A 12,401-nucleotide genomic window follows, 5' to 3' on the forward strand; every position below is an offset into this window, starting at 1 on the left:
TTAAGTACGCTCCGTCTTGCTCAGCCACATATCGCGCATGGAGCCGTCTTTGATCTGCATCGGGTAGACGTGCTCGCTGGTGTCGACCGAAATATCGAGCACCACCAGGCGATCTTTCATGGCAAACGCTTCCTCCATCTTCGACTTCAAATCTTTCGAGTCGGTGATGCGCACGCCGACGTGACCATAGGCCTCCGCCAACTTGACGAAGTCAGGCAGCGACTCCATGTAGGAATGCGAGTGACGGCTGCCATAGCTCATGTCTTGCCACTGGCGAACCATACCCAGAACACCGTTGTTCAGGATGACGATTTTCACCGGCAAGCCATATTGCAGACAGGTGGACAGTTCCTGAATGTTCATCTGGATACTGCCCTCGCCCGTGACGCAGACGACGTCGTCATCCGGGAAGCTCAGCTTGATGCCCATGGCCGCCGGAAAACCGAAGCCCATGGTGCCCAGGCCACCAGAGTTGATCCAGCGGTTCGGCTTGTTGAACGTGTAGTACTGCGCCGCAAACATTTGGTGCTGACCCACGTCGGAGGCCACAAAGGCATCGCCCTTGGTGACTTCGCACAGGGTTTCGATCACGGTTTGCGGCTTGATGACGCTGCCGTCGCCCTTGTCGTAAGGGAACAGGCCGCGGTCACCGCGCCACTCATCAACTTGCTTCCACCAGCTGGCAACAGACTCCTTGTTCGGGGTCTCGCCGATTTCCTTGAGGATCGCGACCATCTCGGTCAGGACACTCTCGACCGGACCGACGATAGGAACGTCGGCCTTGATGGTCTTGGAAATCGAAGCCGGGTCGATGTCGATGTGAATGATCTTGGCATTCGGGCAGAACTTGGCCGGGCCGTTGATCACGCGGTCATCGAAACGAGCGCCGACTGCAAGGATCACGTCGGCATGGTGCATCGCCAGGTTAGCGGTGTAGCTGCCGTGCATGCCGAGCATACCGATGAACTGACGGTCGGTGCCAGGGTAGGCACCCAGCCCCATCAGGGTATTGGTCACTGGCAGGTTGAGCATCTTCGCCAGCTCGGTCAGCGGCGCGGAGCCGCCACCGAGAATCACGCCGCCGCCTGCGTACATCACAGGACGCTTGGCCGCCAGGAGCATTTCTGCCGCCTTGCGGATTTGCCCGGAGTGACCGCGAACGGCCGGGCTGTAGGAACGCAGCTTGGCTTTTTTCGGGAAGATGTATTCGAACTTCTCGGCCGGGTTGGTCATGTCTTTCGGGATATCGACAACGACCGGACCAGGACGACCGGATTGCGCGAGGTAGAACGCTTTCTTCATGACTTCCGGGATTTCCGACGCGTGCTTGATCATGAAGCTGTGCTTCACGATCGGCCGGGAGATACCGATCATGTCGGTTTCCTGGAACGCATCGGTGCCTACCATGGTGCTAGGCACCTGGCCGGAAATGACCACCATCGGAATGGAGTCCATGTAGGCCGTGGCAATACCGGTAATGGCGTTGGTTGCGCCCGGGCCGGAGGTCACCAGTACCACACCGGCTTTACCGGTGGCACGGGCATAGCCGTCAGCCATATGGGTCGCAGCCTGTTCGTGACGAACCAGAATGTGGGTCACTTCCGGTTCTTTGAACAGGGCATCGTAGACATGAAGAAGAGCACCACCCGGGTACCCGTAGATATATTTGACGCCTTCGTCACGCAAAAAGCGGACGAGCATCTCACCGCCAGATAAAAGCTCCACGTTGTTCACCTCTAAAACGCCAGAATACCGCCCACATAAAAGGGGACGGGTCTTAATAGGTTTACTTCTCAGCAGAGCATGAGCGACGGTGGTCGCCGACTACGTCAGCACTGACTGAGCAAGTATTGGGATCGTCCCAAGTGTTGCGGGCTTTTCCCACCCAGCGCGAGGTAACGCGTTGCGGGTGTAACAGGTCGGCGCGGATGTGCGCCTCATGATCTGCTGAGCGGGCCTGCTTCTGGCAGTCCCTCTACAGCGGACTTTGGATTCTTCTGTTTCGTCCTCTCCAAGTCAAGTCGTCTATGTGCTTTATTGAACTAAGCACATGAGAAAGCAAGAAAAAACCGCTAAACAGCAACTGTGTTAGCTTCAATTGCGCAACCCAATACAAGGAAATGGCATGCGAACGTTTTTCCTGACCGCCAGCCTGCTGATTGGCATCAGCCCTTTGTGCATGGCCGCTCAGATCTATAAATGGGTCGACGCTCAGGGCGTTACCCACTTCGACGCCCAGCCGCCCCAAGGCCGGGAAGCCACCACCGTGGTCACGCCCTCCTCGCCTGCAAGCAACCAGCCCCCGTCGCCACGCAGCGGCACCATTGGTGACCAACAGGCCATCGACAATAAAGTGAAAAAGCAGGTGGCCGAGCAGCAAGCCGAGCTAAAGGTATTCTGCGAACAGGCGCGGACGAACCTGGCTCAGTTGCAGAACAATCCGCGAATACGGGAGGAAGTCGAAGGTGAGACGCGCCGCCTGACCGACCAGCAGCGGCAGGAGCGCATTAGCGAAGCACAGAAACAGATTGCGGATAACTGCCAGTAGACACCTGTAGGAGCCGAGCTTGCTCGCGATGAACGATGACGCGGTGTACCTGGTACACCGCGGCGCCTGCAATCGCGAGCAAGCTCGGCTCCTACACAAGATCGGATTCAGCGAGAGGCGGTGATCAGTAGATCAAACTCTTTGAGCAGCACCTGCAGTTGCCGATCCTTGCCGTGAACATTACGGGCAGCGAAGACCATTTCGGCCATCTCCTGAATTCCCGAAGCGTTTGGCAAGGGCAGATCCTGCTCGAGGATCACCTTCATCCGCGGAAGGAAGATCCATTGCAGCCACTGCTCGAAATCCAGCGTATCGACCGAGAATGGTTCGACACTGGAAAGCGCTTCGGCGGAGGGCGAGACCTCGTCCCACCAACCCTGAACCCGCAGCTCGCGCTCGATCAACAGCAGCTGTTCGGCAATCTTCGGAAAGCGTGCATCCATCACAGCGATACCTTGGCCTTCTGACGGGCCAATGATGCGCCAGCAGAGTCACCCTGTTTCTCGCGCGCCTGAGCGATCAATTGCCACAGACTAGCCTGAAGTGCCGGACGACCGTTGGCGAAGGTCAGGCCACGACGAGCAAACTGCTCGGCTTGTGGCGCATCGCCTTGAGCCATACGCACCTGAGCCAGACGATAAAGCACTTGTGGCTCACGCGGCGCAACACGCTGGGCGCGCTCGAGGCTGGAAGAAGCACCGTTGAGATCACCGCTCGCCTGTTGCTGCTGAGCGGTGGTCAGCAAGGCCAGAACCGGACCGTCCAATTGCTCGTCGGCAGACAAGCCACCGGAGTTCGCCGAAGGAATCCCGCTCGGCGTCGACGGCATGCTGTAGCTGCCCTGATTGACCGGTGCCGACTGGACCGGCGCGGTATCGATCGGCCCCGGGGTAATCGGGCCTGGCGTGATCGGCGCAGTGCTGATCGGTGCCGACGTCACTGCGCCACCACCTGGCACCATCACGACGACGCCGGTATCACCTTGCGGGATTGCCTGAGTCTGGGCTTGCGCAGGACGTTTAGTCGTCGTCTGACGGAAACCGCCATTCGCCGAAACCCGTTCACTGTTCGAAACGGCGCTACCGGAATCCACAACCGGAATCGAACCGCGTTGTACGGAGGAGCAACCGCTGAGCAAAGCCACGGCGGTAACCGCTGGAATCAACCACTTGTTCACTTGAAACCCTCTTTGCTTAATTCATCCAGCCCTTGACCCAATCCATCACCGTTTCGCCGGAAACAGGGCTTTCGCCACCGCAAGCGGCGCCGGGAGGCGGTTCGCTGCCGCGAATATACGGCATCTGCACCGCACCTGGGCAGTTGGCATCAGAGCCTTGTCCGGTACGCGAATCGACCCAGGCCTGAACAATGTTGTCTGGCTGCGGCATGTCCAGCGGCAACGGATCGGCCTTGCGCATGAAACTGGTCCAGACCTGCAGCGCACCGGTGGCACCGGTGAACGGAGTCTTGCCGTTGTCATCGCGTCCCAGCCAGACCACTGCCAGCAGGTCCTGACTGAAACCGGCGAACCAGCTGTCCCGCGAATCGTTACTGGTACCGGTCTTGCCGGCCAGCGTCAGAGTTTTCGGCAACACGTTGTAAACCGAACTGCCGGTACCTTCACGCATGACCCGCTGCATGGCGCTCTGGATCAGGTAAATGGAGGCCGGATCGAAACGCTGCTGAATCTGGAATGGATAACGCTTGAGCGGTTCGCCTTCAGCGGTCAATACGCTACGGATCCCGCGCATCGGCGTATTGAAACCACCGTTGGCCAGGGTCTGGTACATGGTCGCCACTTCGATCGGGGTCAGACCGCCAGCGCCCAGCAACATCGACGGGAACGCCGGGAATTCGCGAGTCACGCCGAGACGCGCCAGGGTCTTCAGGACATTGGGCACGCCCACCGCCAACCCGAGACGCGCAGTCGACAGGTTGTAGGAATGCGCCAAGCCCTGATACAGGAATACGGTGCCATGGGAACGGCGATCGTAGTTCTGCGGTTTCCAGACTTGACCGTCCGCGCCTTTGACCGAGAAGGAATCGTCCGACAGCCAACTGGTCAAGGTGTACTGGCTCGGCTTCTCAAGGGCTGTCAGATAAACCGCCGGTTTGATCAAAGAGCCGATCGGTCGTACAGCATCCAGCGCACGGTTGAAGCCGGCAAAACTCGCCTGGCGACTGCCAATCATGGCCTGGACTTCACCGGTTTCCGGGTTGGTCACGACCATGGCCGCTTCAACCTCATCGGAACCCTTGCGCCCGGAGAGTCTCTTGAAGGTGTCGTTGACCGACGCCTCGGCTTTCATCTGCAGGATCGGGTCGAAACTGGTGAAGATCCGCAGACCTTCTTCGGTCAAGTCTTCGTCGCGATAGTCTTCGCGCAACTGACGCTTGACCAGGTCGAGGAAGCCGGGGAACGAGCTGTCTGCCAGCTTGCCGCGAGTCGTCACACCCAGTGGCATTTTCTTCGCAGCAGCAACCTGATCGGCGGTGGCAACACCTTGTTGCTCAAGTACATCGAGCACGAGATTGCGCCGTTCAAGCGCCCGTTCAGGGTTGCGACGAGGGTTGTAATAGGACGGCCCCTTGACCATGCCCACCAGCATCGCGACTTGATGCAGCTTCAGTTCAGACAACGGCTGGGCGAAGAAAAACTGGCTTGCCAAGCCGAAACCGTGCACCGCGCGCTGCCCATCCTGACCGACGAACACTTCATTGAGGTAAGCCTCAAGAATTTCTCGTTTGTCGTAATGCAGCTCAAGCAACATCGCCATCATGGCTTCGGTGAGTTTACGGGACAGGCTGCGTTCGCTGGTCAGGTAGAAGTTCTTGACCAACTGTTGCGTCAGCGTACTGCCGCCCTGGGTCATCTTGCCGCCAGAGGTGTTGACATAGATGGCTCGGGCAATCGACTTGGGCGACACGCCCCAGTGACTGTAGAAATCCCGGTCTTCCACAGCGACCAGAGTTTCCAACAAATACGGCGGGACCTGATCAATTTTGATCAAAATGCGATCTTCGAGATTTTTCGGGTAAATCCCGCCAATCAGTAGCGGTTCCAACCGCACCACAGAGAGTTTCGAACCGTTGGTCGCCGAAAGTTCGGCCACGTAGTCGCCAGAGAAACGCACCCGGACTGGTTGCGCTTGCTCCATGCCTTCATAGAACTGGAAGCCACGGGTATTCAAGTCGACGGTATTGCCGCTGACCGCCGCCGCGCCGGGTCCATTGCTCACGCTTTCACGTCGATAGCCCAAGGCATCGAGCTCGGTCAGAAAATCGTCCTTGCTGAGCTTTTGTCCGACGAACAGCTCCAGCGGGCGCGCGTACACCTTGGCCGGGATGGTCCAGCGTTTGCCGGAGAACTTCTCCTGGACGATCGCGTCGAGGTAAACCGCGAACCCGGCCAGCACCACAAGGCCGACCAGACTGAGTTTAAGGGCCCAGCCCAGCCAGGGGCGCAAGCCCTTGGAAGGTGGTTTTTTTGGGGTGCGGGGGGATCGAGTACGAGTCATGGCGGCGGATTATACGCACTTTATTCATACTCAACAGGAGCCCTCCGAGGTTTGCGTCAGACGGACTTGCGGCCATAATGACGGCCGTGAATTTTCCCCAGACTCTGAAGGATCGCCTGTGAGCCAGTCCCTGATCGCTGCCCTGCAAAACCCGGCCCTCTACCCGCATCCCGTAGACGGGTTCCAGGTCATCGAAACCCATATTTCCTGGGTAATCCTCACCGGCCCCTTTGCTTATAAAGTGAAGAAACCAGTGAATTTCGGCTTCCTGGACTTCACCAACCTCGATGCTCGCAAGCATTTTTGCGGGGAAGAGCTGCGTCTTAACCAGCGCCTGACCAACGATTTGTACCTCGAAGTGTTGCCAATCACCGGTAGCGCCGAAGCCCCACAACTGGGTGGCGAGGGTCCGGTCGTCGATTACGCACTGAAAATGCGTCAATTCCCACAGAGCCAGCTGCTCAGCACGCTGCAAGCCAACGGCGAATTGACCACCGCGCACATCGACGAGATGGCCACGCAGATCGCCCAATTCCACCTCAGCGCGCCGAAAGTGCCTGCCGAACACGAAGCCGGCACGCCGGACAGCGTGATGGCACCGGTACGCCAGAACTTCGAACAGATCCGCCCCTTCCTCAGCGACAAGGCCGATCTGCTGCAACTGGATGCGCTGCAAGCCTGGGCCGAAAGCAGCTTCGAACGCCTCAAGCCACTGTTCGCCCAGCGCAAGGCCGACGGCTTCATCCGCGAATGCCACGGTGACATCCACCTGGGCAACGCCACCGTGATCGACGGCAAGGTCGTGATCTTCGACTGCATCGAGTTCAACGAACCGTTCCGCTTCACCGACGTTTACGCCGACACCGGCTTCCTGGCGATGGACCTGGAAGACCGTGGCTTGAAGAGTCTGGCGCGCCGCTTCATCAGCCAATACCTGGAACTGACCGGCGATTACCAGGGCCTTGAGTTGCTGAACTTCTATAAAGCCTACCGAGCACTGGTTCGCGCCAAAGTCAGCCTGTTCAGCATGCCGGCCGAGGCCGACCCGGTGCAGCGCGCCACCACCCTGCGTCAGTACCGCAACTACGCCAACCTGGCGGAAAGCTACAGCACCATTCCTTCGCGCTTCATGGCCATCACCCACGGTGTTTCTGCCGTCGGCAAGAGCCACGTGGCCATGCGTCTGGTGGAAGCATTGGGCGCCATTCGCCTGCGTTCCGATGTAGAGCGCAAACGTCTGTTCGGCGAGCAAACCGTGCCAAACGACCCGCAGGCCGGCATCTACAGCGCCGATGCCAGCGCCGCCACTTACACCCGCCTGCATGAAATTGCCGCGGTGATCCTGCGTGCTGGTTTCCCGGTGGTAGTCGATGCGACGTACCTCAAGCGCGACCAACGTGACGGCGCAGCGAAAATCGCCGAAGCCACCGGCGCGCCATTCCTGATCCTCGATTGCAATGCGCCGCAAGCGGTGATCGAGAGCTGGCTGGCCCTGCGTCAGGCAGACAAAAAGGACCCGTCCGACGCCAACCTGGCGGTTATCGAAGCCCAGCAAGCCACTCGTGAAGCCCTGACGCCTGAAGAGATTCTCTGCAGCAAACGCGTTCAGACCAATGAAAGTGGAACCCTCGATACAGTCGTTGCACAGATTCGCCAGCGCCTGCCGGGTCTGTAAGAAACTATTTCAGCCGTGAAGCCTTCGCCGGCTTCACGGCTGCCAAATAGTGGCACTATACTGGCGTCATAAAACCAACAGGTGATGCGACATGAGCCAGCCGAAACTTCTCGACACCCCGCTTTATGCGTTGCTGCACAAAGACGACATCACTGGCTTCAACAACGAGCGCCCAAAAGACGGACCTATCGACATGGTCGGTGGCGATTTCCGTGGTCTGGACCTGCGTGAACTGAACGCCGACGGCGTCGACTTTACCGATGCCTACTTCCGCTCCGCCGACTTGCGCGGCATCGACTTTCGCAACGCCTCCCTGGAAGGCGCAAGCCTTGCTCATGCACAGATCTCCGGCGCCTACTTCCCGCCAGAGCTGAGTGCTGACGAGATCCTGATGTCGATGAATTTCGGTACACGCCTGCGTTATCGCACCCGCTAAAAGCGACTTTTAACTGACCCGTTCGGCGCCCCCGCATTGCGCTGAACGCAGGGCATATTTTGCCCGGAATCCTGATTCCACCGCCCTCTCTTCCTACCGCGCTCGCGGACTTTCACACAGCTTTGGGACTTCGCCTCTTAGAAGCTTTTGCGTCGAAACCGACCAAACAATCACGCTTTTCCTACTGATGGCTACACTCCTGAGAAGCTCGCCCACGCACCGTTCGGCCGTCGCAAGGAGGCTTGATGAATGATGAACTGCAGCACCTGAAGAATCTTGGCAAGACGTCGGCGCAGTGGCTGCATGCCGTGGGCATCCACAGCGCCTCGGACTTGCGTCGCCTGGGGGCGGTGGATGCTTATCGGGCCGTGCGCACGCGCGGGTTTCGGGCGTCCAAAGTGTTGTTGTATGCCATCGAAGGTGCCCTGATGGATGTGCACTGGAACGACATTCCCGCCGAGCGCAAGGACGCCTTGAACAAACAGCTGGAAGCTATCTCGTCACGTCACAAGAACTGAACGGACCGCAGCAGCCATGTACCTACTTGGGGAACAACCGGCTTACGCCGACGCGCTGATCAACCGACTGCAACATATTCCCGTCCGGCTGCTGGAAGGTTTGATGCCGTGCGGACCGAGCCTGGAATTTTCGGCCGTCGATGATCTGGCCGTCCTGTTACCCGGCGATCAACTGTTTGTGTTGAAAAATGGCCTGCTGCATGGGTGCATCGACGAGCGGGCATTGTTCTATCTGCACGAGGGAGATCTGATCGGCTTACGCCAGGGCACGGAACTGCCCCGCTGCCGCTTTCGCAGCGATAGCCCCTTGGCTCTGACGCCATATCTGCGATCCGAGGTTTTTCAGCATATCTATGCCGACCCGGAGCGTTCGGAACTGTTCCTTCAATACATGGCCGGTCAGTCCGCCCTGCTGTCCGACGCACTCGCCCGCCTGAAACAACCGGAGTTTCGAAACACCAATGGATTTCAGCGCGTGGCCAGTGGCGAAGTGTTGATCCGTCAGGGCGATGAACCGGATCAGGTGTTCGTCATCATCGATGGCCACGCCGAAGCCTTTGTCGACGGGCACAAAGTGGGCGATATACCCAAGGACGAGATTTTTGGCGCCATGGCGGTGTTCACTGGCGAGAAACGTAACGCCAGCGTGATCACCAGCGAGCCCAGCACTGTCATGCTAATTCCCAAGGACCAGTTTCTCAGCCTGACCCAAAGCAATCCGAAGATCGCCCATAGCCTGATTGCGAGCATGGCCCGACATATCGACCTGCTGAACAAGCAGATCATTCTGATGAAATCGCTCAAGCGCACAGGCTGAAACCCAATGATTACGGGTGTTTCCAGCAAACGGGCAGCGTATTTAAAATAATTGAGAAATCAGCGGTTGACTTGGTAATGAGAATCGCTATGATTATCACAACTGGTCGCGAGACTGGTCGATATTTGAAAAGCCCTTGGTTCGGACTCTCAGATATCTCCTCATCAGGCTAATCACGGTTATTTGACCCGGCTCTTGCCGGGTCTTTTTTTGCCTGGAGAAAAGTCGTTCGATCACTTGCCAAATTGCTTACGCATTTGCGCGCAGTAATCCTGCGGTGGCATGGCAGGCGTGTACCAGACGTAATCCGCCATGGCCGGTGTGACCTCGCTGCCCTGCTCCGCCAGCATCAACACCACAGGCGCCTGGGGTTCTCCCAGATCAAGCACATGAATCTGCACGCCGACATCCTTGCGCGCATGGTAAGCGCCGGCAAACAGCAGTGAAGGCGTAGGTGCCGCCAGCAGGCGTTCGGCCATCCGTCGGTCACGTTGCTGCTGGACCGCCAGCATCGCCGGCATCTGCGATTTCGGCAGCAGGCCACAGTGGGAGTCGCTGACTTGCTTCAGCAACTCGTCCTTCACTGAAGCTGCATTGGAACGCGAACCGCTCAATGTCGGAGGGTTAGCGTAAACGGCACGGACTTCAAGCGTGTCCAGATTGGCTGCCAGCAACGGATATGGCTGGGACAGCGCGAAGCGAACGATCGGCCCGTACAGATTCCAGTCCCAGCCAGACTGCCAGGCTAATGCACTGGGTAAATCCGCCGGTGGTGTCGAGGCGTGACGGACGTCATCGACGCGCAGCTGTTGATCCGGCGTGAGCATTTCCAGCAGCAGACTGCCTTGAGCTCGCCGTTCACCCAGCGACTTCAACAACCACAACTGCAGTTCATGGTGATCGCGATTGTCATGTTGCTCGCCCACGATCAGCCGTGAAGGCGACTCCAACCGCTCGACCAGTTCCTCTGCCGTCAGAGCCTGGCCGCTGCGCAAGTCCCGAATCTCGCCGACAACCGGCGGCGGAGTCAAAACATGCTGACAGGCACTCAGCATCAGCAAGGCCAGCATCAAAATCCCGCGCATGTTTTCACTCCATAAAAAACTCAGCGGGCGATGATCAGCGGATGCCCACGCTCCGGGTGCTGCTGCACCAGCACTTCCAGCCCGAACACTGCCTTCAGTGGTTCCGGGCGCAACACCTGCTCCGGTGTATCGAGCGCCACAGGGCGCCCGCCTTCGAGCAGTAACAGGCGATCACAATAGCGCGCTGCCAGATTCAGATCATGCAGGATCACCAGCACCGCCGCGCCACGATTGGCGAACTCGCGAACGGCTTGCAACGTAGTGTGCTGATGAAGCGGATCGAGCATCGACGTTGGCTCATCGAGCAACAACGTTTGCCCCGCTTCGCCTGGCCAGAGCTGCGCCAGAACCCGCGCCAGATGCACCCGCTGACGTTCGCCACCGGACAAGGCCAGATAGCTGCGGCCACTCAAATGCCCGGCATCGGCAGCGTGCAATGCGGCGGCGACGATCTCGTCATCGCGGACCCGACCGCTTTGATGGGGTAAGCGGCCCATGCCGACCACTTCTTCGACACGAAAGGCGAAGTCCAGGGTCGACACCTGCGGCAATACCGCCAAACGCTGCGCTCGCGACGTCCCCGTCCAATCGCTCAACTCACGCTCGTCGAGCCAGACACTGCCTTGATGAGCCTGCAACTCGCCGCACAAGGCGCCGAGCAAGGTGCTTTTACCGGCGCCGTTAGGCCCCAACACACCGAGGACTTCGCCCGGCTTGAGCTCAAGCGTGATGTCCGTCAGGACAATCTTTCGGCCTCGACGGATTTGCAGATTTTGCGTTCGCAACATCAGGCACGCCCCCTGAGCAATAAATACAGAAAGAACGGCGCACCGATGAAAGCCGTGACGATCCCGATCGGCAATTCGGCCGGTGCCAGGGCCAGTCGGGCCACCAGATCGGCAAATAACAAAAGACTGGCCCCCGCCAATACTGACGCTGGCAACAGCACACGATGATCCGGACCCGCCAGCAGTCGCACCAGATGTGGCACCACCAGACCAACAAACCCGATCATCCCCGCCGCTGCTACCGCAGCACCGACACCCAACGCCGTGCAAAACACCAATTCGCGCTTGAGCCGTTCGACATCGATGCCCAGGTGACCGGCCTCAGACTCACCCAGCAACAACGCATTCAAGGCCTTGGCCCGGCGCGGCAGCCACAGCGCCACGCCGGCACTGATCAGCAGTAACGGCCAGAGCCGCGAATAGCTGGCGCCATTGAGGCTGCCCAGGTTCCAGAACGTCAGGGTGCGCAGCGTCGCGTCATCCGCCAGATAGGTGAACAGCCCCACGGCGGAGCCGGCCAGCGCAGTCAACGCAATACCGGCCAACAGCATGGTCGCGACATTGGTCTGCCCGTTGCGCCGGCCCAGTCGATATACCAACGCCGTCACGCCGAGCCCGCCGAGAAACGCGCACAGCGATAATAGATACGGTCCGAAGGATTCGGGCAATCCGCCGAACACCGAGCCACCGACAATCGCAATTGCCGCGCCCAATGCCGCACCGCTGGAGACGCCGACCAGCCCCGGATCGGCCAGAGGATTACGAAACAACCCCTGCATCGCCACGCCGGACAATGCCAACACCCCTCCCACGGCCAAACCCAACAAGGTTCGCGGCAAGCGAATCTGCCCGAGGATCAGCTCGGCCTGCTCCAGTCCGTCGGGCGCGATCGGTACACCCACCAGCCGCAGGGCTGCACGCAAGGTGTCGAACAACGGCAAGCTTACCGGTCCAAGCGCCAACGACAGCCAGATGGCCAACACACACAGCAGGATCAGACCAATGAATAAAGCGCG

The 12,401-nt window shown here is 59.1% G+C and carries 12 protein-coding genes; 5 read left to right on the top strand and 7 right to left on the bottom strand.

Features of this window, described 5'->3' with window-relative positions; genetic code table 11:
• A complete protein-coding gene (locus ACA079_RS27685; protein ID WP_497701628.1) occupies positions 1–1,725 on the bottom strand; it encodes an acetolactate synthase 3 large subunit in 1,725 nt (574 codons plus the stop codon).
• A 400-nt stretch (positions 1,726–2,125) separates the two neighbouring features.
• Between ACA079_RS27685 and ACA079_RS27690 the strand changes: the two genes are divergently transcribed.
• Positions 2,126–2,548 (top strand): DUF4124 domain-containing protein, encoded by a 423-nt coding sequence (locus ACA079_RS27690; RefSeq protein WP_497701629.1) that lies wholly within the window; start codon positions 2,126–2,128, stop codon positions 2,546–2,548.
• Positions 2,549–2,655: 107 nt separating this feature from the next.
• Here the strand turns inward: ACA079_RS27690 and ACA079_RS27695 are convergent, their stop codons facing one another.
• From ACA079_RS27695 to mrcB, 3 genes are read right to left on the bottom strand one after another with little or no spacing between them, the layout of a single operon-like run.
• Entirely contained in the window at positions 2,656–2,991 is a 336-nt protein-coding gene (locus ACA079_RS27695; RefSeq protein WP_497701630.1) for a YqcC family protein, read from the bottom strand.
• Entirely contained in the window at positions 2,991–3,725 is a 735-nt protein-coding gene (locus tag ACA079_RS27700; RefSeq protein WP_497701631.1) for a tetratricopeptide repeat protein, read from the bottom strand. Before ACA079_RS27700 ends, ACA079_RS27695 begins: the two co-directional genes overlap by 1 nt.
• 16 nt (positions 3,726–3,741) lie before the next feature.
• Positions 3,742–6,066 carry a penicillin-binding protein 1B gene (mrcB, locus tag ACA079_RS27705; protein WP_497701632.1) on the bottom strand — a complete coding sequence of 775 codons (2,325 nt, stop codon included), beginning with the start codon at positions 6,064–6,066 and terminating at the stop codon, positions 3,742–3,744.
• A 118-nt stretch (positions 6,067–6,184) separates the two neighbouring features.
• Between mrcB and ACA079_RS27710 the strand changes: the two genes are divergently transcribed.
• From ACA079_RS27710 to ACA079_RS27725, 4 genes are all read left to right on the top strand, one after another.
• Positions 6,185–7,741 carry a bifunctional aminoglycoside phosphotransferase/ATP-binding protein gene (locus tag ACA079_RS27710; protein ID WP_497701633.1) on the top strand — a complete coding sequence of 519 codons (1,557 nt, stop codon included), beginning with the start codon at positions 6,185–6,187 and terminating at the stop codon, positions 7,739–7,741.
• A gap of 91 nt (positions 7,742–7,832) precedes the next feature.
• Positions 7,833–8,177, top strand: a complete 345-nt coding sequence (locus ACA079_RS27715; protein WP_008015079.1) for a pentapeptide repeat-containing protein — start codon at positions 7,833–7,835, stop codon at positions 8,175–8,177.
• Between the two features lie 245 nt (positions 8,178–8,422).
• Entirely contained in the window at positions 8,423–8,695 is a 273-nt protein-coding gene (locus ACA079_RS27720) for a TfoX/Sxy family protein (RefSeq protein ID WP_003228231.1), read from the top strand.
• 16 nt (positions 8,696–8,711) lie between these two features.
• Positions 8,712–9,512: a Crp/Fnr family transcriptional regulator gene (locus ACA079_RS27725; RefSeq protein ID WP_497701634.1), complete on the top strand. Its 801-nt coding sequence runs from the start codon at positions 8,712–8,714 to the stop codon at positions 9,510–9,512.
• Between the two features lie 233 nt (positions 9,513–9,745).
• On the opposite strand, the gene ACA079_RS27730 is transcribed toward ACA079_RS27725, so the two are convergent.
• From ACA079_RS27730 to ACA079_RS27740, 3 genes are read right to left on the bottom strand one after another with little or no spacing between them, the layout of a single operon-like run.
• Positions 9,746–10,597 carry a ChaN family lipoprotein gene (locus tag ACA079_RS27730; RefSeq protein WP_497701635.1) on the bottom strand — a complete coding sequence of 284 codons (852 nt, stop codon included), beginning with the start codon at positions 10,595–10,597 and terminating at the stop codon, positions 9,746–9,748.
• A 20-nt stretch (positions 10,598–10,617) separates the two neighbouring features.
• A complete protein-coding gene (locus tag ACA079_RS27735) occupies positions 10,618–11,385 on the bottom strand; it encodes a heme ABC transporter ATP-binding protein (protein ID WP_497701636.1) in 768 nt (255 codons plus the stop codon).
• Positions 11,385–12,368, bottom strand: coding sequence for a FecCD family ABC transporter permease (locus ACA079_RS27740; RefSeq protein WP_197281707.1), 984 nt, complete (start codon positions 12,366–12,368; stop codon positions 11,385–11,387). Before ACA079_RS27740 ends, ACA079_RS27735 begins: the two co-directional genes overlap by 1 nt.
• Between the last annotated feature and the right edge of the window lie 33 nt (positions 12,369–12,401).

The organism is Pseudomonas sp. LBUM1645 (assembly GCF_059716185.1).

What these genes read in the sequence shown, in the direction of transcription:
- ACA079_RS27690 (WP_497701629.1), top strand. Translation starts at nt 2,126, where the DNA reads ATGCGAACGTTTTTCCTGACCGCCAGCCTGCTGATTGGCATCAGCCCT.
- mrcB (WP_497701632.1), bottom strand. Translation starts at nt 6,066, where the DNA reads ATGACTCGTACTCGATCCCCCCGCACCCCAAAAAAACCACCTTCCAAG.
- ACA079_RS27735 (WP_497701636.1), bottom strand. Translation starts at nt 11,385, where the DNA reads ATGTTGCGAACGCAAAATCTGCAAATCCGTCGAGGCCGAAAGATTGTC.
- ACA079_RS27720 (WP_003228231.1), top strand. Translation starts at nt 8,423, where the DNA reads ATGAATGATGAACTGCAGCACCTGAAGAATCTTGGCAAGACGTCGGCG.
- ACA079_RS27730 (WP_497701635.1), bottom strand. Translation starts at nt 10,597, where the DNA reads ATGCGCGGGATTTTGATGCTGGCCTTGCTGATGCTGAGTGCCTGTCAG.
- ACA079_RS27695 (WP_497701630.1), bottom strand. Translation starts at nt 2,991, where the DNA reads ATGGATGCACGCTTTCCGAAGATTGCCGAACAGCTGCTGTTGATCGAG.
- ACA079_RS27725 (WP_497701634.1), top strand. Translation starts at nt 8,712, where the DNA reads ATGTACCTACTTGGGGAACAACCGGCTTACGCCGACGCGCTGATCAAC.
- ACA079_RS27715 (WP_008015079.1), top strand. Translation starts at nt 7,833, where the DNA reads ATGAGCCAGCCGAAACTTCTCGACACCCCGCTTTATGCGTTGCTGCAC.